This window comes from Nonomuraea sp. NPDC051191, assembly GCF_044455665.1.
Classification (GTDB): domain Bacteria; phylum Actinomycetota; class Actinomycetes; order Streptosporangiales; family Streptosporangiaceae; genus Nonomuraea.
In genome coordinates, this window is sequence record NZ_JBITEZ010000005.1 from 434,341 (window position 1) to 459,377 (window position 25,037).

General features: G+C 71.0%; 20 protein-coding genes and 1 tRNA gene. 15 read left to right on the forward strand and 6 right to left on the reverse strand.

The genetic code is table 11. The features are described from left to right. The first annotated feature begins 23 nt into the window (after positions 1–23). The gene (lgt, locus tag ACIA8R_RS16940; protein ID WP_364092721.1) at positions 24–1,067 is read left to right on the forward strand and encodes a prolipoprotein diacylglyceryl transferase; all 1,044 of its coding nucleotides are present in this window, start codon (positions 24–26) and stop codon (positions 1,065–1,067) included. Then, positions 1,064–1,768: a VIT1/CCC1 transporter family protein gene (locus tag ACIA8R_RS16945; RefSeq protein ID WP_364092719.1), complete on the forward strand. Its 705-nt coding sequence runs from the start codon at positions 1,064–1,066 to the stop codon at positions 1,766–1,768. Before lgt ends, ACIA8R_RS16945 begins: the two co-directional genes overlap by 4 nt. 107 nt (positions 1,769–1,875) lie before the next feature. On the opposite strand, the gene ACIA8R_RS16950 is transcribed toward ACIA8R_RS16945, so the two are convergent. Further along, the gene (locus ACIA8R_RS16950) at positions 1,876–2,142 is read right to left on the reverse strand and encodes a hypothetical protein (RefSeq protein WP_397039068.1); all 267 of its coding nucleotides are present in this window, start codon (positions 2,140–2,142) and stop codon (positions 1,876–1,878) included. Positions 2,143–2,592: 450 nt separating this feature from the next. On the opposite strand from ACIA8R_RS16950, the gene ACIA8R_RS16955 reads away from it, so the two are divergent. Together ACIA8R_RS16955 and ACIA8R_RS16960 are read left to right on the forward strand one after the other, a co-directional pair. Further along, on the forward strand, positions 2,593–3,582 hold the full coding sequence (locus tag ACIA8R_RS16955) for a hypothetical protein (RefSeq protein ID WP_397039070.1): 990 nt from the start codon (positions 2,593–2,595) through the stop codon (positions 3,580–3,582). Further along, the gene (locus ACIA8R_RS16960; protein ID WP_397039071.1) at positions 3,579–4,214 is read left to right on the forward strand and encodes a hypothetical protein; all 636 of its coding nucleotides are present in this window, start codon (positions 3,579–3,581) and stop codon (positions 4,212–4,214) included. Before ACIA8R_RS16955 ends, ACIA8R_RS16960 begins: the two co-directional genes overlap by 4 nt. 27 nt (positions 4,215–4,241) lie before the next feature. Here ACIA8R_RS16960 and ACIA8R_RS16965 read toward each other — a convergent pair whose 3' ends face one another. Continuing rightward, entirely contained in the window at positions 4,242–5,783 is a 1,542-nt protein-coding gene (locus ACIA8R_RS16965; RefSeq protein ID WP_397039073.1) for a bis-aminopropyl spermidine synthase family protein, read from the reverse strand. Between the two features lie 312 nt (positions 5,784–6,095). On the opposite strand from ACIA8R_RS16965, the gene gltB reads away from it, so the two are divergent. From gltB to pyk, 7 genes are all read left to right on the forward strand, one after another. Beyond that, positions 6,096–10,601: a glutamate synthase large subunit gene (gene gltB, locus ACIA8R_RS16970; RefSeq protein ID WP_397039074.1), complete on the forward strand. Its 4,506-nt coding sequence runs from the start codon at positions 6,096–6,098 to the stop codon at positions 10,599–10,601. A 13-nt stretch (positions 10,602–10,614) separates the two neighbouring features. Beyond that, on the forward strand, positions 10,615–12,093 hold the full coding sequence (locus ACIA8R_RS16975) for a glutamate synthase subunit beta (protein WP_357704395.1): 1,479 nt from the start codon (positions 10,615–10,617) through the stop codon (positions 12,091–12,093). A gap of 103 nt (positions 12,094–12,196) precedes the next feature. Further along, positions 12,197–12,778 carry a TetR/AcrR family transcriptional regulator gene (locus tag ACIA8R_RS16980; protein WP_397039076.1) on the forward strand — a complete coding sequence of 194 codons (582 nt, stop codon included), beginning with the start codon at positions 12,197–12,199 and terminating at the stop codon, positions 12,776–12,778. A gap of 90 nt (positions 12,779–12,868) precedes the next feature. Beyond that, positions 12,869–14,314, forward strand: coding sequence for an MDR family MFS transporter (locus tag ACIA8R_RS16985; RefSeq protein ID WP_397039078.1), 1,446 nt, complete (start codon positions 12,869–12,871; stop codon positions 14,312–14,314). Between the two features lie 135 nt (positions 14,315–14,449). Further along, entirely contained in the window at positions 14,450–16,141 is a 1,692-nt protein-coding gene (locus ACIA8R_RS16990) for a S8 family peptidase (protein WP_397039079.1), read from the forward strand. Further along, positions 16,138–16,263 carry a hypothetical protein gene (locus ACIA8R_RS16995; protein ID WP_397039081.1) on the forward strand — a complete coding sequence of 42 codons (126 nt, stop codon included), beginning with the start codon at positions 16,138–16,140 and terminating at the stop codon, positions 16,261–16,263. Before ACIA8R_RS16990 ends, ACIA8R_RS16995 begins: the two co-directional genes overlap by 4 nt. Before the next feature lie 127 nt (positions 16,264–16,390). Next, positions 16,391–17,821 carry a pyruvate kinase gene (pyk, locus tag ACIA8R_RS17000; RefSeq protein WP_357704405.1) on the forward strand — a complete coding sequence of 477 codons (1,431 nt, stop codon included), beginning with the start codon at positions 16,391–16,393 and terminating at the stop codon, positions 17,819–17,821. Between the two features lie 125 nt (positions 17,822–17,946). Here the strand turns inward: pyk and dapD are convergent, their stop codons facing one another. Both dapD and ACIA8R_RS17010 read right to left on the reverse strand, forming a co-directional pair. Continuing rightward, positions 17,947–18,909, reverse strand: coding sequence for a 2,3,4,5-tetrahydropyridine-2,6-dicarboxylate N-succinyltransferase (gene dapD, locus ACIA8R_RS17005; protein ID WP_364092700.1), 963 nt, complete (start codon positions 18,907–18,909; stop codon positions 17,947–17,949). Between the two features lie 24 nt (positions 18,910–18,933). Then, on the reverse strand, positions 18,934–19,356 hold the full coding sequence (locus tag ACIA8R_RS17010) for a pyridoxamine 5'-phosphate oxidase family protein (protein ID WP_364092698.1): 423 nt from the start codon (positions 19,354–19,356) through the stop codon (positions 18,934–18,936). 225 nt (positions 19,357–19,581) lie between these two features. On the opposite strand from ACIA8R_RS17010, the gene ACIA8R_RS17015 reads away from it, so the two are divergent. Next, the gene (locus ACIA8R_RS17015; protein WP_397039083.1) at positions 19,582–20,175 is read left to right on the forward strand and encodes a TIGR03086 family metal-binding protein; all 594 of its coding nucleotides are present in this window, start codon (positions 19,582–19,584) and stop codon (positions 20,173–20,175) included. 145 nt (positions 20,176–20,320) lie between these two features. Here ACIA8R_RS17015 and ACIA8R_RS17020 read toward each other — a convergent pair. Next, a tRNA-Leu gene (locus tag ACIA8R_RS17020) sits at positions 20,321–20,393 on the reverse strand. An 89-nt stretch (positions 20,394–20,482) separates the two neighbouring features. Between ACIA8R_RS17020 and ACIA8R_RS17025 the strand changes: the two genes are divergently transcribed. The 3 genes from ACIA8R_RS17025 to ACIA8R_RS17035 all read left to right on the forward strand — a co-directional run bounded on the left by ACIA8R_RS17025 (position 20,483) and on the right by ACIA8R_RS17035 (position 24,070). Next, positions 20,483–21,067: a response regulator gene (locus ACIA8R_RS17025; protein WP_352327599.1), complete on the forward strand. Its 585-nt coding sequence runs from the start codon at positions 20,483–20,485 to the stop codon at positions 21,065–21,067. A gap of 151 nt (positions 21,068–21,218) precedes the next feature. Continuing rightward, positions 21,219–22,511, forward strand: coding sequence for an ABC transporter substrate-binding protein (locus ACIA8R_RS17030; RefSeq protein WP_397039085.1), 1,293 nt, complete (start codon positions 21,219–21,221; stop codon positions 22,509–22,511). A 251-nt stretch (positions 22,512–22,762) separates the two neighbouring features. Further along, entirely contained in the window at positions 22,763–24,070 is a 1,308-nt protein-coding gene (locus ACIA8R_RS17035; protein ID WP_357704415.1) for an ABC transporter substrate-binding protein, read from the forward strand. Between the two features lie 3 nt (positions 24,071–24,073). Here the strand turns inward: ACIA8R_RS17035 and ACIA8R_RS17040 are convergent, their stop codons facing one another. Next, the gene (locus ACIA8R_RS17040) at positions 24,074–24,772 is read right to left on the reverse strand and encodes a hypothetical protein (protein ID WP_357704417.1); all 699 of its coding nucleotides are present in this window, start codon (positions 24,770–24,772) and stop codon (positions 24,074–24,076) included. Positions 24,773–25,037: the final 265 nt, after the last annotated feature.

Below are 25,037 nucleotides of genomic sequence, written 5' to 3' on the forward strand. Positions count from 1 at the left end.
AGGCTGCGCTACCCTCACCTGACATGCCCCTAGCCTCGATTCCCAGCCCTTCCCAGGGGGTCTGGTATCTCGGAATCATCCCGATCCGGGCCTATGCACTGTGCATCGTGCTCGGCGTCGTCGTCGCCGTATGGCTGAGCGAGCGGCGTTGGGTCGCTCGCGGCGGCCAGAAGGGGACGATCATCGACATCGCCGTCCCCGCGGTGATCTTCGGCCTGATCGGCGGTCGGCTCTACCACGTCATCACCGACTGGCAGACCTACTTCGGCAGCCGTGCGATCAAGGAGCCGTACCAGGCCCTGTTCATCTGGGAGGGCGGTCTCGGCATCTGGGGCGCGATCGCGCTCGGCGGGGTCGGCGTGTGGTGGGCCGTGCGCAAGCGCGGCATCTCCATGAGCGCCGTCGCCGACACGGTCGCGCCGGGCATCGCCTTCGCGCAGGCCATCGGCCGCTGGGGCAACTGGTTCAACCAGGAGCTCTACGGCAGCCCGACCACGCTGCCGTGGGGCCTGGAGATCGACGTCGACCACGGCGGCGAGCCGGGCGTCCTGTACCACCCGACCTTCCTGTACGAGTCGCTGTGGGACGTCGCGCTCGGCTTCCTGCTCATCCTGGCGGGCAAGCGGTTCGCGCTGCGGCACGGGCGGCTGTTCGCCCTCTACGTCGCGGGCTACACGCTCGGCCGCTTCTGGATCGAGGGGCTGCGCATCGACCCGGTCGGCGGGGTCGACCACGCGGTGACCTTCCTCAGCCTGCGGCTCAACCAGTGGACGTCCATCGTGCTGTTCGTCGGCGCGCTGGTCTACCTCTGGCTGACCAGGAACAAGGACACCGAGGAGAGGGTCGTGCCGCTCGACCTGACGGTGGATCCGGCGCACGAGAGCGGCCAGGCCGACCCGGGCTCGTCCGACGCGCCGGCCGCGGTCGTGGCCGAGCGCCCGGAGGAGGACGACAGCCCGGCCACCTCGGCCGGGGACGAGCCCTCCGGCGCCGACCCCGACACCCACGGCGAGGCCGACGCCGACGCGGACGCCGAGTCCGCGACGAAGGAGACGAACCCGCGATGACCGGCGGCGCGGAGATCCACCATCGCCATCGCGACGTCAGCGGGGGCTGGTTGCGGCCCTCGGTGTTCGGCGCGATGGACGGCCTGGTGTCGAACTTCGCGCTCATCGCCGGTGTCGCGGGCGGCACCACCAGCACCAAGGTCGTCGCCCTCAGCGGCGTGGCCGGGCTGGCGGCCGGAGCCCTGTCCATGGCGGGCGGCGAGTACGTCTCCGTGGCCAGCCAGCGCGAGCTGGCCCAGGCCGAGATCGCCGTGGAGAAGCGGGAGCTCGCGGGCAACCCGGAGGCCGAGCTGGCCGAGCTGGCTCAGTCCTTCGTGGACAAGGGGGTGGAGCCCGAGCTGGCCACCGCGGTGGCCACGCAGATCTCCCGCAACCCCGAGCGGGCCCTTGAGGTCCACACCCAGAACGAGCTGGGTGTCGTTCCCGGCGCGCTGCCCTCGCCGAAGGTGGCGGCGGTGTCGTCGTTCGTGTCGTTCAGTGTGGGGGCGGTGCTGCCGCTCCTGCCGTACTTGTTCGGAGTCGAGGGGCTTACCGTGTCGGCCGTGGTGTCGTGCGCGGCGTTGTTCGGGGCGGGCGCGCTGGTGTCCGCCGTGACGGCGCGCAGCTGGTGGTACTCGGGGTTGCGTCAGCTCGTGGTGGGCGCGGTCGCGGCGGGGATCACGTTCGGGCTGGGCAAGTTGATCGGGGCGTCGGGACTGTGAGATCGGGAAGACGCTCCGGGTCCGGTTCCGGCTCCGGTGGCCCTGGCGATCCCGGCGGCGCTTCCGGCACCGGCGGTTCTGCGGGCACTTCTGGCATTTATGGCGGTTCAGGTGGTGCCGGCGGCGGTGGTGTCGGAGGCGGTGGCGCCGGCCGTGGCGGCGGTGCCGCCGCTGGCGCTTCCGGTGGTGGCGCTTCTGGCGTCGGTCGTTCCGGTGGCATGGGAGGAGGGCGTGGCGGGCGTGGATCGGGGTCCGGGAGGGCCCGCCGCCGTTCCGCCGCCCGCGCCGCCGAGGCCGCGCCTCCTGAGCAGCAGGTGAGCGGTGGCGAGGGGGGCCAGGACCTCTGGGCGGCCCGCCGCGCCGCCCGCCCCCAACAGTCCCCGGACGCGGGCTGGGCATCCCGCCCGTCCGCCCCCCAAGGGCCCGACGCCGCATGGCCCCCGCACACCGCCCCCCAAGGACTCGACGGCCCGTGGCCCCCGCACACTGCCCCGCAGGGCCCCGATGGCCCGCGATCCCCGCACACCGCCCCTCAGGGCTCGGACGCGCAGTGGGCAGCTCAGGTGTCGGACGCGCAGTGGGCCGCCGGTTCTCAGGGGTCGGATGCTCAATGGGCGGCTCAGGCCGATTCGCAGGGTTCTGATGCTCAGTGGGCGGCTCGTCCCGCCGACGAGGCCGCCGCGCCGCGTGGGCGACGTTCGCGCGGGAGACGTTCCCAGGACGGCGCGGGGGCGTCCAGGGGCGGACGTTCCCAGGAGGGCGGGGAAGGGGCTCGCGGGCGGAGGCGTGCGTCCGACAGCGATGACGCCGTCTGGGCCGCGAGCATGGACGACCTGGCGGAGGCCGCCCGGTCGGGCCGTCGCGCCGCGGCCACGGACACCGGCGAGCAGCCCCGGCAGGGACGGCGCGGCGCCGCCGCGGACGGTGACGAGCAGGCCGACGGTTTCGGGGCCTTCGGGGCGACGGGAGCGTCGCGGCCGTCCGGGGAGCAGGCGGAGCCGGCGACCGGCTCCGGGACGCGCAAGCGGCGCCGGACGCCGCGTTCCGACTGGCAGTTCCCGGTGCTCACCGAGTGGGGCCTGCGCCCCGATCAGCAGCGGCTGATCGTCATCATCGCCACGGTCATCGGCGTCGTCGCGGGCGCGACGGGGCTGGTGGCGGTCGTCAGCTCGCTCGGCGACTACACCCCCGAGCGCCAGGCCAACGCCGCCGTCCTGGGCCCGGACGCCGCCTTCCCCGTGTCCTACCAGGGCTGGAGCTCGCCCAAGCTGTTCGCCTCCCTGGCCGACAGGAGCAAGGACAGCCGCGACCTCACCGAGAAGGAGGTGTTCGCGCAGAGCGAGCTCGCGGTCTCCAAGAAGCTCAAGCTCAAGCTCGCCGCCAAGCGCATCGACGCCGACTGCTCGGCCGCCCTGTGGGGCACGACCCTGCTGGAGAAGGTGTCCGACGCCGGCTGCCTCCAGGCGGCCCGCGGCCTGTACACCAGCTCCGACGGCCGTTACGTCGGTCAGTACACGCTGCTCAACCTCAAGGACGGCCAGTCGGCCGGCGAGCTGGTCGAATCCCTGAAGACCCTCTACCGGGGCGGCTGGGCACGCCCTCTGACGTCCTCGAAGGCGTCCTTCCCGGCGGGCGGTTACTCCGAGGGCGGCGGTTACGCGCTCGGGCACTACGTCGGCCTCGTCTGGATCGGCAAGACCGACGGCCTCGACCCCACCGCCAGGGACGACTTCGTCTCCGTCACCCTGGCGCTGCGCGGCGCGGAGAAGTCCGTCTACCGCCGGGTCGTCGCGATCACGGGACCGGCCTCGTGACCTCCGCTCACGCGGACGGGACCGCCGGAGCGCCGCCCAGGAGGTCGCGTCGTGCGGTCGTCGTGGCCGGGGTGGCCTTGGGGGTTCTGGCGGTCGCGGTGGCCGGGTGGTGGTGGCTGCGTCCGGGGGAGCCGCGGCCGGCCGCCTTCCGGGGCGAGCCCACCTCGGACTTCTACGCGGCCGTCGACTCCCGCCAGGCCGACGCCGCGCCGCTGACCGTGCAGGAGGTCTTCACCGCCCAGACCGAGACGCTCGGCTCCCTGCGGCGGCTCTCCACGCAGGAGCGCGCCGACTGCGACGAGGTCCTGTGGGGCGCCTCGGCGGCCGGGTGCACGCAGGTGCTGGGGGCCGCGTACGAGGGCGGCGGGCTGGCCGGGCAGTTCGCCATCTTCAACCTGCCCGACGGGCGCGCGGCCGACGCGCTGGTGGCCGCCCTCGGCAAGGACGGCTTCGTCCGCCAGGACGCCGCGTTCGACGCCGCCCGCAGCCGTGCCCAGGCGCGTGCCATGGGCCACTACGTGACGGTGAGCTGGGCGGGCGGCACGGCCTCCGCCGACGACCTGGTCACCGCACTCGTCGCCCTCGACGGCCTCGGCCGCGTGGTCCAGGACCGCATCCTCGCCGCCACCTGACCGCCCGCTGTCGTCCCGTCGAAGGGGTCAGGGGGTGGTCGTGGTGAGGGCGGTGACGGTGGTGGAGACGGCGGCCGGGAGGCCGGTCAGGCGGTGGAGGGGCGCTTCCAGGGGGGTCAGGTCGTCGGACCAGGGAGCGGTCTGGCGGATGAGGGCGCGGGCCTCGTTCTTGGTGAGGGCCGTGCCCTGGTCGCGGGCCGCCGCGATGAGCGCCTCCCGCCAGGTGTTGGCCAGCTTGGCGTGGCCGTTGTCGAGGATCCGGCGCAGCACCGCGTCGGCCGCTCCGGCGGGCTGCGGACGGCGTACGGCGTCGAGCGCCCCGCCCGTGCGGCGCGACTCGTAGACGGCGGACAGCGCGTCGGGCAGCGGCGGCAGGTCGGCCCCCCACACGCGTACGTGCGTGGCGCGGGTGGCGAGCAGCACGCGGGGCAGCGCGGCCTCCAACCCGGGCGGCAGCGCGACGGCAACCCGCTCGGCGGCCGCCGCGTAGGGCTTGGCCAGCCAGGTCGACAGCCGCACCCGCGGCTGGGCCGCCTCCTTGGGCCACTCGCCCACCAGCAGGTCGGCCTCGAACCCGGCCAGATCGGGCGCCGCGTGCGCCGTGGGGGCCGACTCGACCGACTGGGGGCCCTGCGTGTAGATGGCCGTGGCCTGACGGCCCAGCCGGGCGTTCACCGCCGGGCGGGTCTTGCTCGTGGGCCGCAGCAGGTAGAGATCGGCCGCCGACCCGATCGCCTCCGCCCCGAAATATCTATTGAAATCAGGGTAAATCGCCTCGTAGGTGAGGTTGAGCTCCGACAACGCCTGCTGGACCTTGAAGGCCAGCATCGGCGTACGCTCGCTGGCGCCGTACGCCACCAGCACCCGTCCGTCGTCCTTCAGCCCCTCCAGGGCGCGCGCCGCGAACAGCCCGATGCCCTCCGGCGTGTACGGCGGGTCGGTGAACGCCAGATCGTGCTCCCGGGCCGAGGCCGGCAGCCCCAGCCGCAGGTCGGCCCAGCGGGTGCGGACCCCGAGCCCCTGCTCGTCGATGTAGGCCAGGATGCGCTCGTCGACGTCGACCACCGTGACGTCGGTCTCGGGATGGACCAGCTTGACGGCCAGCGAGGTCAGGTCGTGGTCGCCGACGCACAGCAGCCGCGCCCCCGGCAGCCAGAACCGCGCCCCGAGCAGCAGCGCGCGCCGCAGCGCCGTCTCCGGCGTGGCCGAGACGTGGTCGAGCACGTGGCGGGCCCGCGGCGCGCCCGCGACCAGCGCGGTCAGGCGTTCGAGCACGTCGGGGTAGTGGGGGAGCAGGTGGGCCACCGGGTCCTCGGGAGGCGGCGCCATGGCCAGCAGGTCCTGGTAGGCGGGCGTGTCGCCCGGCGCCACCCGGAACCGGTCGCCCGAGCGCTCCAGGCGCACCTCGCGCAGCAGGGCCTCGATCGTGCGCCTGGAGGTGGCGGTCTGCCTGACCAGGTCGGCCAGGGACCACCACTGGCCGTCGCACAGGAGTGTGAGGGCGTGCCGCAGCCGCCTGCCGTCGACCCCGGCCTCGGCGAGAAGGCGCTCCACCCCGTCACGATCCATGCGCCAACCCTATCGAGGGGCGGGGCCGGCTCCGGCCGTCCGCCGGGTGGGCCGGGCCCGTTCGGGAGGAGCTTCAGGGGTCTGTGAGGGCCATGGGGCGGCAGGGGCGTGACCTGGGGATTCTCATGGCCTGGTCCGGGGTTTGGGATGGCGGGTTCGGATGCTGGAACCGTGCGCAATGTTCGCAATGCGGACGCGGCGGGCACCATTCCGGCAGCGTGCGGTAATCTCTACCCACGATATGCAGCAGGGCCAACGTCGTCCCCGCCTGTAGAGCAGTTCTTGACAGACGAAGACGACGGGAGGGATTCAATGCCTGCTGCCCACCTCGGATTCCCCGAGCCTCAGGGCCTCTACCACCCCGCCAACGAGCATGATGCCTGCGGTGTCGCCATGGTCGCGGACGTCGCCGGACGCCGGGGGCACACGATCGTGGTCAAGGCGCTGACGGCGTTGTGCAATCTCGACCACAGGGGAGCCAAGGGTAGCGAGCCGGACACCGGCGACGGAGCCGGGATCCTGACGCAGATCCCCGATGGGTTCTACCGCGCGGTCGTGCCGTTCGCGCTGCCCGAGGCCGGCGCGTACGCGACCGGCCTCGTCTTCCTGCCGGCCGACGAGCAGGCCAGGGGCGTCGCCACCGGCCTGATCGAGGAGATCGCGGCCGAGGAGGGCCTCACGGTGCTGGGCTGGCGGGACGTCCCCGTCGACCGCGCCCTGCCGGGCCCGAGCGCCCGCGCCGTCATGCCGCACTTCGCCCAGCTCTTCGTGGCGAGCCCCGGCGGCGAGCAGGGCCTCGACCTCGACCGGCTGGCCTTCTGCCTGCGCAAGCGGTCCGAGCACGAGGCCGACGTCTACTTCCCCTCGCTGTCGGCCCGCACGGTGGTCTACAAGGGGATGCTCACGCCCGACCAGGTCGAGCCGTTCTTCCCCGACCTCGGCGACGAGCGCTACGAGAGCGCGATCGCGCTGGTGCACTCGCGCTTCTCCACCAACACGTTCCCGAGCTGGCCGCTGGCCCACCCCTACCGGTACGTGGCGCACAACGGCGAGATCAACACCGTCAAGGGCAACCGCAACTGGATGCGGGCCCGCGAGGCGATGTTGTCCTCCGCCCACATCCCGGGCGACATCTCCAGGCTCTTCCCGATCTGCGACCCCGACGGCAGCGACACCGCCAGCTTCGACGAGGCCCTGGAGCTGCTGCACATCGGCGGCCGGAGCCTGCCGCACGCGGTGCTGATGATGATCCCCGAGGCGTGGGAGAACCACACCGAGATGGATCCGGCGCGCCGCGCCTTCTACGAGTTCCACTCCTCCCTCATGGAGGCCTGGGACGGCCCGGCCTCGATCACGTTCACCGACGGCACCCTGGCCGGGGCCGTGCTCGACCGCAACGGCCTGCGTCCGGGGCGTTTCTGGGTGACCGCCGACGGGCTGGTCGTGCTGGCCTCCGAGGCCGGCGTGCTCGACTTCCAGCCCGAGGACGTCGTCCGCAAGGGCCGCCTGCAGCCGGGCCGCATGTTCCTCATCGACACCGCCCGCGGCAAGATCATCGAGGACGACGAGATCAAGGCCGAGCTGGCCGCCGAGCTCCCGTACGAGGAGTGGCTGCACGCCGGGCTGGTCAGGTTCGAGGAGCTGCCGGCGCGCCAGCGGGAGATCCCCACGCACGAGGCGCTGGTCAAGAGGCAGCAGACCTTCGGCTACACCGAGGAAGAGCTGCGGATCATCCTGTCGCCGATGGCCAGGTCCGGTGCCGAGCCGATCGGCTCGATGGGCACCGACACGCCGGTCGCGGTGCTGAGCGAGAAGCCGCGGCTGCTGTTCGACTACTTCACGCAGCTGTTCGCGCAGGTCACCAACCCGCCGCTGGACGCCATCCGGGAAGAGCTGGTCACCTCGCTGGCCAGTGTGCTCGGCCCCGAGGGCAACCTGCTCGACCCGGGCCCGACCTCCTGCCGCCAGCTCGTGCTGCCGTACCCGGTGATCGACAACGACGAGCTCGCCAAGATCATCCACATCAACGACGAGCACGACCTGCCGGGCTTCCACCCGCACGTCATCAGCGGCCTGTACGAGGTCGCGGGCGGCGGCCAGGCGCTGCTCGGCCGCCTGGCCGAGATCAGGGCCGAGGCGTCGGCGGCCATCGCGGACGGCGCGCGCATCATCGTGCTGTCCGACCGCGGCTCCTCCGACGCGCTCGCGCCGATCCCGTCGCTGCTGCTCACCGGCGCGGTGCACCACCACCTGATCCAGGAGAAGACCCGGACCAAGATCGGGCTGGTCATCGAGACCGGCGAGGCCCGCGAGTGCCACCACATGGCGCTGCTCATCGGCTACGGCGCCGGCGCGGTCAACCCGTACCTGGCGATCGAGACCGTCGAGGACCTGGTCGACACCGGGGCGCTCCAGATCGGCAAGCACAAGGCCGTCCGCAACCTGATCAAGGCGTACGGCAAGGGCGTCATCAAGGTCATGTCCAAGATGGGCGTGTCCACGGTGGCCTCCTACACCGGCGCGCAGATCTTCGAGGCGCTCGGCCTGAGCCAGGAGGTCATCGACGCCTGCTTCACCGGCACGACGTCCCGCCTGGGCGGCGTCGGCTTCGACGTGCTGGCCGAGGAGACCGCCCAGCGCCACCGCCACGCCTACCCCCGGGCGGAGAACGCCCACCGCAGGCTCCAGGTCGGCGGCGAGTACCAGTGGCGGCGCGAGGGCGAGCCGCACCTGTTCAACCCCGAGACCGTCTTCAAGCTGCAGCACGCCACCCGCACCCGCCGCTACGAGATCTTCAAGGAGTACACGAGCCTCGTGGACTCCCAGGCCGAGCGGCTGATGACCCTGCGCGGCCTGTTCAGGCTGCGCAAGGGGCAGCCGATCCCGCTCGACGAGGTCGAGCCCGTCGAGAGCATCGTCAAGCGCTTCTCCACGGGCGCGATGTCGTACGGCTCGATCTCGATGGAGGCGCACGAGACGCTCGCCATCGCGATGAACCGGCTCGGCGGCAAGTCCAACACCGGCGAGGGCGGCGAGGACCCCGAGCGCCTGTACGACACCACCCGCAGGTCGGCGATCAAGCAGGTGGCCTCCGGCCGGTTCGGCGTCACCAGCGAATACCTGGTCAACGCGGCCGACCTGCAGATCAAGATGGCTCAGGGGGCCAAGCCCGGCGAGGGCGGCCAGCTCCCCGGCCACAAGGTCTACCCGTGGATCGCCAAGACCCGCCACTCCACGCCCGGCGTCGGCCTCATCTCGCCGCCGCCGCACCACGACATCTACTCGATCGAGGACCTGGCCCAGCTCATCCACGACCTGAAGAACTCCAACCCGGAGGCCAGGGTCCACGTGAAGCTCGTCGCCGAGGTCGGCGTCGGCACGGTCGCGGCGGGCGTGTCCAAGGCCCACGCCGACGTGGTGCTCATCTCCGGCCACGACGGCGGCACCGGTGCCTCGCCGCTGACCTCGCTCAAGCACGCGGGCGCGCCCTGGGAGCTCGGCCTGGCCGAGACCCAGCAGACGCTGCTGCTGAACAACCTGCGCGACCGCATCGTCGTGCAGGTGGACGGCCAGCTCAAGACCGGCCGCGACGTCGTCATCGCCGCCCTGCTGGGCGCCGAGGAGTACGGCTTCGCCACCGCCCCGCTGGTCGTCTCCGGCTGCGTGATGATGCGGGTCTGCCACCTCGACACCTGCCCGGTGGGCGTGGCGACGCAGAACCCCGAGCTGCGCAAGCGCTTCAGCGGCAAGCCCGAGTTCGTGGTCAACTTCTTCGAGTTCATCGCCGAGGAGATCCGCGAGTACCTGGCCGAGCTGGGCTTCCGCACGCTCGACGAGGCGATCGGACACGTCGAGATGCTCGACACGACGGCCGCCGAGAACCACTGGAAGGCCGGCGGCCTCGACCTGTCCCCGATCCTGCACCAGCCCGACCTGCCCGAGGGCACGCCCAAGCGGCGCACCGTCGAGCAGGACCACGGCCTGGAGCACGCCCTCGACAACACCCTGATCCAGCTCGCCGAGGGCGCGCTCAAGGAGGGCACGCAGGTCACGCTGGAGCTGCCCATCCGCAACGTCAACCGCACGGTCGGCACCATGCTCGGCTACCAGGTGACCAAGCGGTACGGCGGCAAGGGCCTGCCCGACAACACCATCGACATCGGCTTCACCGGCTCGGCGGGCAACTCCTTCGGCGCGTTCCTGCCCCGCGGGATCACGCTGCGCCTGACCGGCGACGCCAACGACTACCTCGGCAAGGGCCTGTCGGGCGGGCGGATCACCGTCCGGCCGCACGAGGAGGCCCCGCTCGACGGCCACATCATCGCCGGCAACGTCGCCCTGTACGGCGCCACGTCCGGCGAGGTGTTCGTCCGCGGGGTGGTCGGCGAGCGCTTCTGCGTGCGCAACTCCGGCGCGACGGCGGTCGTCGAGGGCGTGGGCGACCACGGGTGCGAGTACATGACCGGCGGCCGGGTGGTCGTGCTCGGCCAGACCGGGCGCAACTTCGCGGCCGGCATGTCCGGCGGCGTCGCCTACCTGCTCGACCCGCGGCCCGAGCGGGTCAACCGCGAGATGGTCGCCGTCGAGACGCTGACCGAGCAGGACGGCGAGTTCCTGAAGGAGACGGTCGAGAAGCACTTCGCCGAGACCGCGTCCCCGGTGGCCAAGCAGTTGCTGGCCGACTGGGACGCCGCGCTCGCCCGGTTCGGCAAGATCATGCCGACCGACTACAAGAGGGTGCTGGAGGCCGCCGAGGCCGCCCGCGCCGAAGGCAGGGACATCGACGAGGCCGTCATGGCGGCTGCGGTTCAGGGCTAGGGAGGCGTACTCGATGGCTGACCCCAAGGGTTTTCTCACGCACGAGCGGGAGCTGCCGGCGCGCCGCCCGGTCGACGTCCGCATCAGCGACTGGCGGGAGGTCTACCAGGACTTCCCGCAGGAGAAGCTGACCAGGCAGGCGGCCCGCTGCATGGACTGCGGCATCCCGTTCTGCCACAACGGCTGCCCGCTCGGGAACCTCATCCCCGAGTGGAACGACCTCGTCCACCGCACCGACTGGCGCGAGGCGATCGAGCGGCTGCACGCCACGAACAACTTCCCGGAGTTCACCGGCAGGCTCTGCCCGGCTCCGTGCGAGGCCGCGTGCGTGCTCGGCATCAACTCCGACCCGGTGGCGATCAAGCGGGTCGAGGTCGAGATCATCGACCGCGCGTTCGCCGAGGGCTGGGTGACCCCGCAGCCGCCTCGGGTCCGCACCGGCAAGAAGGTGGCCGTGGTCGGCTCGGGCCCGGCGGGCCTGGCCGCCGCCCAGCAGCTCACCAGGGCCGGGCACGACGTGGTGGTGTTCGAGCGCGCCGACCGCGCCGGCGGCCTGCTGCGCTACGGCATCCCCGAGTTCAAGATGGAGAAGCGCCACATCGAGCGGCGCCTGGAGCAGATGCGGGCCGAGGGCACCCGGTTCCGCACCGGCGTGAACGTCGGCGTCGACGTCACCGCCGCCGAGCTGCGCGAGGAGTTCGACGCGGTGGTGCTGTCGGGCGGCGCCACCCAGTGGCGTGACCTGCCGGTCGCCGGGCGCGATCTCAAGGGCGTCCACCAGGCGATGGAGTACCTGCCGCCGGCCAACAAGGTCCAGGAGGGCGACTACGCGGTCTCGCCGATCTCGGCCGAGGGCAAGCACGTCGTGGTGATCGGCGGCGGCGACACCGGCGCCGACTGCATCGGCACCGCGATCAGGCAGGGCGCCGCGTCGGTGACCCAGCTGGAGATCATGCCGCGGCCGCCGGCCTCCCGGCCGGGCGGCCAGCCGTGGCCGACGTTCCCCATCCTGTTCAAGATGGAGAGCGCGCACGAGGAGCTGGCCGACGGCGGCGGCGACCGTGTCTACGCGGTCTCCACCACCGAGTTCGTCGGCGACGAGGACGGCAACGTCAGGGCGTTGCGCCTGGTCGAGGTCGAGGGGCCGCAGAACGGCTTCAAGCCGGTCCCCGGCACCGAGCGGGAGATCCCGGCCGACCTGATCACGCTGTCCATGGGCTTCCTCGGGCCGGAGAAGGGCGCCCTGCTGGAGGACCTGGCCGAGGTCGCGGGCGAGGGCTTCTACGACGCCCGCGGCAACGTCGCCCGGGACAAGACGTACATGTCGAAGGTGGACGGCGTGTTCGTGGCCGGTGACATGGGCCGCGGGCAGTCGCTCATCGTGTGGGCCATCGCCGAGGGCCGTTCGGCCGCCTCGGGCGTCGACCGGTACCTGAGCGGGGAGACGGCGCTGCCGTACCCGATCCTGCCGACGGCGCGTCCGCTGGTCTGACCTGCGGTGAAGGGCCCCGGAGCCGGACGGCTCCGGGGCCCTTCGTTATTTGCACAGTCTGCAAGACTTGCAGAGTGTGCAAAGCTTGCGTAGAGTGCAACGCATGGAGAGTCCGGAGCAGCGCCGTGAGCGCCGCCGGGCCGAGAAGCGGCAGGCCATCCGGCTGGCCGCGGTGCGGCTGGCGCTCGACGAGGGCCTCGACGCCGTGACCGTCGAGGCCGTCAGCGCGGTGGCCGACATCTCGCCCCGCACGTTCTTCAACTACTTCGCCTCCAAGGAGGAGGCGCTCGTCATGGAACCGGTCTGGCGGCCGGACGACATCGTCGGCCTGCTCGGCGAACGTCCGCCCGACGAGCCCGCCTTCCAGTCGCTCAAGGCGGTGGCCCGGGAGCTCGCCGTGCGCATGCGCCCGGTCTGGGACACGATGCAGCCGTTCATGGAGCTCAACAACCGCTATCCCGAGCTGGCCGCCAGGGCGCGCGCCGTCGACCAGACCCAGATCATGGAGACGGTCCTCGGCGCGGTCAGGGCCCGGCCCGGAGTCACGAGCGGCATCCACGCCCGGATGCTGCTCATCACCACGATCGGCGCCGTGATCTCCGCCATCCAGGAGTCGGCGGCGACGGACGAGCCGGTCGAAGAACTGCTCGACGAGGCGTTCGCGCTGATCGAACGCGGACTCTGACCCATCTAGAAGAGAAGCGGCGATCGGGGTGGCACCCCCGACCGCCGCGGATTCCTCCTGCCCTCGCGAAAGAAGCAAGGAGACAACTGAATGGTATCGACAATCGCCCAGGAGGCCGGACCGCGGCGCGGCCTCCTGCTCAGCATGGGCTCGCTCCTGCTGTGCCTGTTCCTGGCCGCCGTCGACCAGACCGTGGTGGCCACGGCCACCCCTACCATCGTGCGCGAGCTGGACGGCCTTGAGAGTGTGTCCTGGCTGGTCACGGCGTTCTCCCTGACCTCCGGCATCGTCTCGCCCCTCTACGGCAAGCTCAGCGACATGTACGGCCGCCGCCGCCTGTACCTGTCGGCCATCGCCCTGTTCCTCCTCGGCTCGGCTCTGTGCGGGCTCGCCCAGACGATGGCCCAGCTCATCGCCTTCCGCGCCTTCCAGGGCATCGGCGCCGGCGGCCTCATGGTCCTGACCCTGGCGATCTCGGCCGACATCGCCACCCCGCGCGAGCGCGCCAAGTTCCAGGGCCTGTTCGGCGCGGTGACCGGCGTGGCCGCCGTGCTCGGCCCGGTCATCGGCGGCTACCTCACCGAGCACATCTCCTGGCGCTGGATCTTCTACATCAACCTGCCGCTCGGGGCCGTCGCGCTGGCGGTCGCGTTCGCCGTGCTGCGGCTGCCGCGCCGCACCTCGCCGCACCGGATCGACTGGCCCGGGGCCGCGCTGATCTCCGGGGTGCTGACCTGCCTGACGCTGCTGGCCTCGTGGGGCGGGACGACGTACGCGTGGTCCTCGCCGGTCGTCCTCGGGCTGGGCGCGGGGGCGGTCGTGCTGACGGGGCTGTTCGTGCTGGTGGAGCGTACGGCCAAGGAGCCGGTGCTGCCGCTCGGGCTGTTCCGCGACCGTACGTTCACGATCGCCACGGTCACGATCGTGCTGGTGGCGACCGGGATGGTGGGGGCGGCCACCTTCCTGCCCCTCTACCTGCAACTGGCCGCCGGGGCCAGCGCGTCGAACTCGGGGCTGCTGCTGCTTCCGCTGATGGCGGGCCTGATCGCGTCCTCGGCCGTGGCGGGGCGGGTGGTGACCCGGATGGGGACGTACAAGTGGGTCGTGGTGACCGGGGCGGTGCTGGCGACGGTGGCCGCGTTCCTGTTCTCCACCATGGAGCTGGGGACGGGGGCGGTCACGTCCGGGCTGTACATGGTGGTGTTCGGGATCGGGCTCGGCATGGTGCTGCAGAACCTGATGCTGGCCGTCCAGGTCGCCGCGCCCGCCGCCGACCGGGGCGCGGCCACCTCGGTGGTGTCCTTCGCCAGGAACGTGGGCGGCGCCGTGGGGGTGGCCGTGCTCGGGGGCGTCTTCAGCGGCGGGCTGGGGCGGGCGGCCCTCGACTCGGGGTCCGTGGGGGCGATGCCGGAGTCGGTACGGCCGGCGTTCGCCGAGGCGATCACCGGGGTCTTCGCCTGGGTGTCGCCGATCATGCTGGTCGGCGCCGTCCTGCTGGCCTTCCTGCCGAACGTGCGCCTGCACCGCGACACCTGACGGCACAGCGGGCCCTGGGGAAGAACGCCCACGGCCCGCATAACCCCCATCGACCGAAATTTCGTACTGAAGTTGCATCAGCCGTGGAGTGTCGGGAAGATGCAGATTCTGCGACAGTCGGTGGACGGGGGAGCAATGCGGCGAGTCGCCTCTGGCCTGACGGCGTTGGCCGTCGCCGCCGCGCTGACCGCGTGCTCGGCCGCCGCCGGCGAGCGCGCCACCTCCGACCGGCCCGCGCAGGACGGCCCCACCGGCTCCGCGCAGGCCACCACCGGCTCCCGCACCGGCCAGAACCAGAACCTCGTCTTCTACGCCGACGGCAAGCAGAGCCAGGCCCTGGAGGCTGTCAAGCGCGCCGGCGGCACGGTCGTCGAGGAGGACGGCAAGCTCGGCTACGTCCTCACCGAGGGCGGCGGCGACGGCTTCGCCGAGAGCGTCGGCGCGGACCCGGCGATCGTCGGCGTCTCTCCCGACCGCCGCGTCATCGGCTCCACCTCCTCCCGAGCCGGACGCCCGACGGGCGGGGGCTTCCCCGACGCCGGATCCATGGCGGGCGCCGCCCGGGAGCCGCTGGCCCACCTCCAGTGGGACATGAAGATGATCGGCGCCGACCGGGCCAACACCAAGGTCCCCGGCAGCAGGAAGGTGCTGGTCGGCGTCATCGACACCGGCATCGACGGCAGGCACCCCGACATCGCCCCCAACTTCAACCGCGAGCTGAGCCGCAACTTCGTCACCGACAAGCCCAAGGACGAGCGCGGCGAGACCCTGGACGGCCCCTGCGAGGTCCCCTCCTGCAAGGACCCCGTGGACGAGGACGACGACGGCCACGGCACCCACGTCGCCAGCACCATCGCCTCCCCGATCAACGGCATCGGCATCGCCGGCGTCGCCCCGGGCGTGCAGCTCGTCAGCATCAGGGCCGGCCAGGACTCCGGCTTCTTCTTCCTCAAGCCCAGCCTCGACGCCCTCACCTACGCCGCCGACATCGGCGTGGACGTCGTCAACATGAGCTACTACGTCGACCCCTGGCTGTTCAACTGCGCCGCCAACAAGGCCGACACCAGGAAGCAGCAGCTCGAACAGAAGGCCGTCGTCGTCGGCATGCAGCGCGCCCTCGACTACGCCCGCGGCAAGGGCGTCACGCTCGTCTCCGCCCTCGGCAACGGCTCGACCGACCTCGGACGCCCCACGGCCGACAAGCAGAGCCCCGGCTACCCGCGCGGCGAGGAGAAGACCCGCAAGATAGACAACTCATGCATCAACGTGCCCGCCGAGTCCAAGGGTGTGATCTCGGTCTCAGCCGTCGGCCCGTCCGGACGCAAGGCCATCTACAGCGACTACGGCCTGGAGCAGACCGACGTGGCCGCCCCCGGCGGCGACGCGCTGGACGGCAAGGGCGCCGAGGCCGTCCGGTCGATCCTGGCCGCCGCCCCCGAGCACGTGCTCAAGGCCGCCGGCCGGATCGACGCCTCCGGCAAGCCCAAGGGCGCCGACGTCGTGCGCGACTGCCACAAGGGAACCTGCTCCTACTACCAGTACCTCGACGGCACCTCCATGGCCGCCCCGCACGCCACCGGCGTCGCGGCGATCCTGATCAGCCGCTTCGGCAAGCCGGGCCCCGGCGGCCTGTCCATGGACCCCGCCACCGTCGAGGACCTGCTCTACCGGACCGCCACCCACATGGCCTGCCCCACACCTCGCGCCTACGTCTACAAGATGTACGGCGAGAGCGAGACCCACGAGTGCGAGGGCGACACGGCCAAGAACGGCTTCTACGGGCACGGCGTCGTGAACGCCTGGAAGGCGGCCACCATAGAGCCATGATGTACCGCCTGCTCGCGTACGCGGTGATGGTGACGGACTTCGCCTTCCTCGCCCATGTGGCCGTGGGCGGGTTCGTGGCCTGCCGCCGAGCGGCTTCGTGGACCACTACATCCAAGGCGTGATCTACCCTGAACAGTACGCGAACTTGGTACGGCTGGGACTCACCGTTCTCGTGTTGTTCTCCTACGTCGGGTACGTTCTCCGTCGTCAGTGACTGCCAAGTGGTCTGTACCAATTAAGGTAGGACTCGTGACTCGTCGCGCGAAAATCGTCTGCACCCTAGGCCCAGCCACTTCGTCCAAAGAACGCCTCCACGAGCTGATCTCCGCGGGCATGGACGTGGCACGGTTCAACCTCAGTCATGGCGACCATGACATGCACAGAGAGGTCTACGACCGGGTCCGGGAGGTGGCGGCCGACCTCGGCCGCGGCGTAGGCGTGCTCGCCGACCTGCAGGGCCCCAAGATCCGCGTCGGCACCTTCGAGGAAGGGCCGGTGCGCCTCGGCTTCGGCGACGTCTTCACCATCACCACCGAAGACGTCCCCGGAGACCGCGAGCAGGTCTCGACCACCTACAAGGGCCTGCCCGGCGACGTGCGTCCCGGTGACACGATCCTGGTCGACGACGGCCGTCTGGTCCTGGAGGCCACCCGCGTCGACGGTGACCGCGTCACCACCCGCGTCGTCATCGGCGGCATGATCTCCAACAACAAGGGCCTCAACCTGCCGGGCATCAACGTCAGCGCCCCCGCCCTCACCGACAAGGACGAGGCCGACCTGCGCTGGGCGCTGCGCACCGGCTTCGACATGATCGCGCTGTCCTTCGTCCGCCGTCCCTCCGACGCCGACGTCGTGCGCAACATCATGGAGCAGGAGGCCGTCCGCCTGCCGCTGCTGGCCAAGATCGAGAAGCCGCAGGCCGTCGAGCGCCTGCCCGAGATCGTCGAGGCCTTCGACGGCATCATGGTCGCCCGCGGCGACCTCGGCGTCGAGCTGCCCCTGGAGCAGGTGCCGATCGTGCAGCGGCGCATCATCGGGCTGTGCCGCGAGAAGGCCCGCCCGGTCATCGTCGCCACCCAGATGCTCGACTCCATGATGAGCGCCCCGCGCCCCACCCGCGCCGAGGCCAGCGACGTCGCCTACGCCGTCATGGACGGCGCCGACGCCGTCATGCTGTCGGGCGAGACGTCGGTCGGCAGCTACCCGATCGAGTCCGTCTCCACGATGGACCGCATCGCCTGCGCCGCCGAGGTGTCGTCCCTGCACGCCACCCACACCCTGGAGCGCATGCCGGAGACCACCGGCGGCGCCATCGCCAGGGCCGCGGCCGAGGTCGGGGCGATCGTCGGCGCCAAGGCGCTGATCGCGTTCACCATGTCGGGGGAGACGGCCCGCCGCCTGGCCCGCTACCGCTCGCCGATCCCGCTGCTGGCCTTCACCTCGGCCCCGCACGTGCGCGGGCAGCTCTCGCTGACGTGGGGGGTGGAGACGTTCCACGTGCCGTTCGTGCACCACACCGACGACATGGTGCGGCAGGTGGAGGCGTCGCTGCTGTCGCTCGGGCGGCTGGAGAAGGGCGACAAGGTGGTCATCGTGGCCGGCTCGCCTCCCGGCACGCCGGGCAGCACCAACGCGCTGCGGGTGCACACCATCGGCTCCGCGGTCTCCCACGCCAACTGACCCGCGTTCCGGCCGGGGGTCCTCCAGGAGACGCCCGCAGACCCCGCACCGGCGCGCCGCCGTGACGCGGCGCCCTGTGGGCCCCCGCCGTGGAACCGGAGGGGGCCCGCGAGCACAGCAGTGATTCAGTGGGCGTGCAGGGCGGCGTTGAGGGTGATGCCGGAGCCCGTGCGGGGGAGTGCCTCCACCGCGCCCGACTGCGAGTTGCGGCGCAGCAGGATCCCGTTCGAGCCGGACAGCTCCGCCGCCTTGACCACCTTCCCGTCGGGCAGCGTGACCCGCGTGCCCGCCGTGACGTAGAGGCCCGCCTCCACCACGCAGTCGTCGCCCAGCGAGATGCCGATGCCGGCGTTCGCGCCCAGCAGGCAGCGCTCGCCGATCGAGATGACCTGCTTGCCGCCGCCCGACAGCGTCCCCATGATCGAGGCGCCGCCGCCGACGTCGGAGCCGTCGCCGACCACCACGCCGGCCGAGATACGCCCCTCGACCATCGACGTGCCGACCGTGCCGGCGTTGAAGTTCACGAAGCCCTCGTGCATGACCACCGTGCCCGAGGCCAGGTGGGCGCCCAGCCGCACCCGGTCGGCGTCGGCGATCCGCACGCCCTCCGGCAGCACGTAGTCGACCATGCGCGGGAACTTGTCCACGCCGTACACCGTCACCACGCCCCTGCTCCGCAGGCGCAGCCGCGTGCGCTCGAAGCCGGGCACCGGGCACGGCCCGAAGTTCGTCCACACGACGTTCGCCAGCAGGCCGAACTGGCCGTCCAGGTTCACGCCGTGCGGCCGGACCAGACGGTGGGAGAGCAGGTGCAGCCGCAGGTAGACGTCGTGGGCGTCGACCGGCGGCTCGGAGAGCTTGGCGAGGCCCGTGCGCACCGCCACCACCTCGACGCCCCGCGCCACGTCGCGGCCGGTCAGCGCGGCCAGCTCGCCGGCCTCCTCGGCGGAGAGCCGCTCGGTGCCCGTCACGGGCGGCTCGCCCAGCTCGGGAGCCGGGAACCAGGTGTCGAGAACGGTGCCGTCGTCGGCGATGGTCGCGAGGCCGACGCCGTGGGCGCCGGTGGAGGTGGGATCGATAGCAGTCACAGGCCAAAAATACCGGGCGCCCGGTCAGCCCAAGGAGCCCAGGTCCGCCGACAGCCACCGCTCGGGACGCATCCTGAAGGTCACCAGGACGTGCAGGTCCGAGCCGTGCACGTAGCCCGACACCGCCTCCTGCGGCAGGTAGCGGGCCGCGATGCGGGTCAGCTCCTCGACCGTCGTGGGGTCGGACCGCACCACCGGGCCGTCGACCGACACGTACCGGTAGGTCGGGCTGATCCGCTGGACCAGCATCGTGAACCGGCCCGCCTTCGCCACCAGCCGCGCCTTGTGCGACTCGCTGTCGGTCAGGAACCTCAGCTCCCCGCCCGGGACGTAGTCGTACCAGACGGGCACGGCCAGCGGCGCCCGTCCCGCGCCCGTCTCCACCGCCAGGCTCGCGATGTGCGGCTCGGCCAGGAACGCCTCCCGCTCGGTCACGCTCAACGGCATCCCCCGCCACCCCCGTCTCGTGGGTCGTAACTCGTCACACAGGACTATTCCCGGCGAACCGCCTGCGAAATCCCGCCCACCACGGCCGTGACGACCTGCGCCCCCAGGAGATGCCGCCGAAAACCACTCGCACCGCCACGGAGGGGCCGACATCATCGTCAGGTTGGCCACCCTCGGGCCGGACGGGCCGACCGGTGGGTTCTTCGACGACGACGGGACAGTGCCTTGGCAGACATCATCGAGCTCAACCGGCGGTCGGTGCGGGCCACCGTCGACCTGGTGAACACGATCAAGCCCGCCGACCTCGACCGGCGGACGCCCTGCGCCGGATGGGCCGTCCGCGACCTGCTGGAACACCAGATCGTGCAGAACCACGGGTTCGCCGTGGCGGCCTCGGGCGCGCGTTCGGAGCCGGCGAGCTGGCGGCCGCGTGCCCTGGGCGAGGACCCGGTGGCCGAGTACGCCGCCTCGGCGCGGGCCGTCGTCGACGCCTTCGCCGCCGACGGCGTGCTCGACCGGGCCTTCTTCCTGCCCGAGATCCGTGACGGCGGCCCGTTCCCGGCGGCCATGGCGATCGGCTTCCACTTCATCGACTGCGTCGTGCACGACTGGGACCTCGCCAAGGCGCTGGCCGTGCCGCCCAACGTCGACGACGACCTCGCCGAGGCCGCCCTCCCGCTGGCCGCGCAGGTGCCCGACACGCCGGTCTCGCGCGGTCCGGGGAAGGCGTTCCTGCCCGGCGTCGAGCCCGGCGACACCGCCACGGCCCTCGACCGCGTGATCGCCCTCCTCGGCCGCTCACCCTCCTGGACGCCCTGACCCGGTCAGGAGTTCGGGCCCACGCGTCGATCCGGCAGTCGGGGACACGCGTGTACAGGAAGCCCGGTGCGGTCGTCATGACGGCGGTCGGGGGCGGAAAAGCGAAAACCGCCCGGCCTACGAGGGGGCCGGGCGGTCAGGCCGGTGCCCCGGGTGGGATTCGAACCCACACTGTATGGATTTTGAGGCCATCGACTCTGCCGTTGGTCTACCGGGGCGGTTTCGTCCGGTTGGTGATCTCGCAGCGTAATGCCCGAGGCCGCACCGGCGTGGATCTAATCTACCGGACGTCTGTACTCTTCTGCTCGTGAGTACGCAGCGGCGAGTAGTGATCGCGGAAGACGAGGCCCTGATCCGCCTCGACCTCAAGGAGATGCTCCAGGAGGACGGTTACGTCGTCGTGGGCGAGGCCGGTGACGGGGAGCAGGCGATCCAGCTCGCCGCCGACCTGCGGCCCGACCTCGTCATCCTCGACGTGAAGATGCCCGTGCTCGACGGCATCTCGGCGGCCGAGCGCATCGTGGCCGACCGGATCGCGCCGTGCCTCATCCTCACCGCCTTCTCCCAGCGTGACCTGGTGGAGCGCGCGCGTGACGCGGGGGCGATGGCCTACCTGGTGAAGCCGTTCACCAAGGCCGATCTGGTGCCGGCGATCGAGATGGCGGTCAGCAGGCACGAGGAGATGGTGGCGCTGAGCGCGGAGGTGTCCAGCCTTTCGGAGCGGCTGGAGACCCGCAAGCTGGTCGAGCGGGCCAAGGGCCAGCTGATGGCCCAGCACGGCTGGACCGAGCCGCAGGCGTTCCGGTGGATCCAGAAGGCGTCGATGGACCGGCGGCTGAGCATGCGGGAGGTTGCTCAGATCGTTATAGACGACGCGGCCGAGCGGGCGTGAAAAGGGCCTATATCAGGTGATTTAGCCCCGCGGGTTGTGACCCGGTCACGACTGGGCATCCAACCGGCTTCGGCTTCTTTCGGCGCAGGCGTCCCGGCGCATGCTGATGGGCGGACGGAAGGTCCGCTCATCTCGAACGGAGACGCTTTCGATGATCCGCATTTCCCGCGCGCTGGCCGTCGCCACAGCGGCGAGCCTGGCACTGGCGGCATGTTCGACCGGCGGCACGACCGCCGGGACGGGCGCCACCGGAGCCGCGTCCGTGAAGCCCTCCTCGGCCGCCGCGGCCAAGGGGGACGGCACGCTGACGATCGGCACCGTGCTGCCCCAGACGGGCAATCTCGCATATCTGGGACCACCCGAATTCGCCGGGGTCGATCTGGCGCTCAAGGAGATCAACGACGCCGGGGGCGTGCTCGGCAAGCCGGTGGTGAAGATCGACACCGACTCGGGCGACACCACGACCAACATCGCCTCGCAGTCGGTGGACAAGCTGCTCGGCCAGAAGGCCGACGCGATCATCGGCGCGGCGTCCTCGTCGGTGTCGGAGTCGATCGTGGACAAGATCACGCGGGCGGGCGTGGTGCAGTTCTCGCCGGCCAACACCTCCGACAAGTTCACCACGATCAACGACCAGGGCCTGTACTTCCGTACGGCGCCGCCGGACAAGCTGCAGGGCCGGGTCCTGGGTGACCTGGTGGCCGCCGACGGCAACGACACCGTCGGCATCCTGGCCATGCAGGACTCCTACGGCTCGGGCCTGGCCGACCAGGTGACCAAGACCGCCGAGGAGGCCGGCGCGACCGTGGTCGAGCGCGTCGACTACGACCCGAAGGCGGCCGAGTTCTCCGCGGACGTGGCCAAGGTCAAGGCCAAGAACCCGAAGGCGATCGTGCTGATCGGCTTCGAGGAGACGGCGAAGGTCGTGCAGGAGCTGGTCAAGCAGGGTCTGACGGCCGACAAGGTCAAGTGGTACATGGTGGACGGCAACATGTCGAACTCCAACTACCTCAAGATGCCCAAGGGCACGCTCAAGGGCGTCAAGGGCACGATCCCGGGTGCGGCGGCGCCGGAGGCGTTCCAGAAGCGGCTGCTCACGGTGAACCCGAAGCTGACGAACTACACCTACGCCGCGGAGTCGTACGACGCGACGACGCTGCTCGCCCTGGCGGCCGAGGCGGCCAAGGACGACTCGGGCACCGCGCTGGCCCCCAAGCTGATCGAGGTCAGCAAGGGCGGCGAGAAGTGCCAGGACTTCAAGTCCTGCGCCGACCTGCTCAAGGCGGGCAAGGACATCGACTACGACGGCGTGAGCGGCCCGGTGGACTTCAACGACGCCGGTGACCCGTCGATCGCGACGATCGGGGTCTACCAGTACGACAAGGACAACAAGTACGACGCGGCCAAGGCGCTCGAATATCGCAAGGGCAACATCGCCGGCTAGACGGTGACGGCAGCAAGCCGGACATCCCGCCATAGAACCGCCCCAGTCCTGAAATTTCGGGCTGGGGTGGTTCATTTGGAGTCAAGACCGTAACGCTGATGAAACATGCAATTACAGACCGTGATTGCGACATTACAAATTAGCATAAAAGTACCCGAAATCCCCACATCTCCCCGTCAAAGGGGCATGCTGAGCTCGTTAAACGCAGCGAGGGAGATCGTTCCCCGCTGGGAATAAGGGGAGTCTCTTTTATGATCCGCATTGCTCCAGCAGGGCGCTTCCTGGCCGTCGCGGCAGCGGCGAGCCTGGCCCTGACGGCCTGTGGCGGCGGTGGCGACACGGCCGCGCAGCAGACCACGTCCGCGGTGCCGTCCTCGTCGGCCCCGGCCACCCAGACGGACGCGGCCAAGGGTGACGGCACGCTGACGATCGGCACCGTGCTGCCGCAGACCGGCTCGCTGGCCTTCCTCGGCCCGCCCGAGTTCGCCGGCGTCGACCAGGCCGTCAAGGAGATCAACGACGCGGGCGGCGTGCTCGGCAAGCCGGTCACCAAGATCCACACGGACTCGGGTGACACCACCACCAACGTGGCCTCGCAGTCGGCGGACAAGCTGATCGCGCAGAAGGCCGACGCCATCATCGGCGCCGCCTCCTCGTCGGTGTCCGAGTCGATCATCGACAAGGTCACCGGTGCCGGCGTGGTGCAGTTCTCGCCCGCCAACACCTCTGACAAGTTCACCACCATCAGCGACCAGGGCCTGTACTTCCGTACCGCGCCGCCGGACAAGCTGCAGGGCCGCGTGCTCGGCGACCTGATCGCCGCCGACGGCAACGACACCATCGGCATCCTGGCCATGCAGGACTCCTACGGCTCGGGCCTGGCCGACCAGGTGACCAAGACCGCCGAGGCGGCCGGCGCCAGCGTCGTCGAGCGCGTCGACTACGACCCGAAGGCGGCCGAGTTCTCCGCGGACGTCGCCAAGATCAAGGCCAAGAACCCGAAGGCGATCGTGCTGATCGGCTTCGAGGAGGGCGCCAAGGTCATCCAGGAGCTGGTCAAGCAGGGCCTGACGGTCGACAAGACCAAGTGGTACATGGTGGACGGCAACATGTCGAACACCAACTACCTCAAGATGCCCAAGGGCACCCTCAAGGGCGTCAAGGGCACCATCCCCGGCGCCGAGGCCCCGGAGGACTTCCGCAAGAAGCTCCTGGAGATCGACCCCAAGCTGGAGGACTACACCTACGCGGCCGAGTCCTACGACGCCGCGATCCTCATCGCCCTGGCGGCCGAGGCCGCCAAGGACGACAGCGGCAAGTCCATCGCCGCCAAGCTGCCCGAGGTCAGCAAGGGCGGCGAGAAGTGCAAGACCTTCAAGGACTGCGCCGACCTGCTGAAGGCCGGCAAGGACATCGACTACGACGGCATCAGCGGCCCGATCGAGTTCAACGACGCCGGTGACCCCGCCGTGGCCACCATCGGCGTCTACCAGTACGGCGACGACAACAAGTACGCCCCCAAGGCCCTGGAGTACCGCACGGGCAACATCGAGGGCTGACCCTCACCCGCCGCCCAGGCCGCACACTCGCAACGAGTACTGGATCAGCCGATCCTGCAGCGGCTTGGGCGGCACCACGATCACCACCCGCTCGGGCCCCCCGTCCACGGTGGCCCGCACCGGGAACAGGAACGCCTTCTTGGCCTCGGCGAAGGCGTGCGGGTCGCAGCGGCCGGGGGTGAGCGTGACCGGCACCTCCAGCCGCTCCTGCCCGGCCTCCAGCTCGGCCACGGGCCGCCGGTCGGCGTCCGGCGTGATGATGTAGTGCGTGGTGCCGTCGAGCTCGGTCAGCGTCACCTTGCCCGCGCCGCGCCGCGTGACCACCAGGTTGCCCCGCATCGCCTTGCCCACCTGCTTCCAGTCGGGCCCGAACTCGATGCCGGCGGCCTCCTTGATGAGGAACTCCGAGCATTCGTCCCGCAACAGGCGGGTCAGCAGCGGGCTGGGGTGCGGCACCTTGAAGACCACCCGGCGCGGCTGCTCGGAGCCGGCGCGGATGTTCGCCACGACGGTCGCGGGCTCCAGGCGCGGCAGACCCGTGGGCAGGCAGTTGGCCGGGCCGTAGGTGATGCGCAGGTCGGTGCGCTCGGTCCGTTTGATCGTGGCGTCCGTCTTTTCCGGCGGCAACGTTTTGAACGACGGCGTCACGAGCTGGACGTCCGCGAAATACACGGGGATGCCGGTGGTATTACGGACGGCCACCTCCAGCGCGTGAACGGGCTCGTCGGAACGCCATTGCTCCAGCGTGACCGATACGCCGGCGGGAGGATCCGAGGAAGGCGGCGCGGGCGGCGGGGACGAGGTGCACCCGGCAACAAGGACCGCCGTGACTAGGACAGGCGTAAAACGCTTCACCCGACGCACATTAAGCCTGCTAGCGCAGGTCCGTAAGTTGAGGACTGATTACGACTCCGCATCCAAGTGCCGACAGTTCACCCCGCCATCTGGTTCGAGTACACAGCGATTT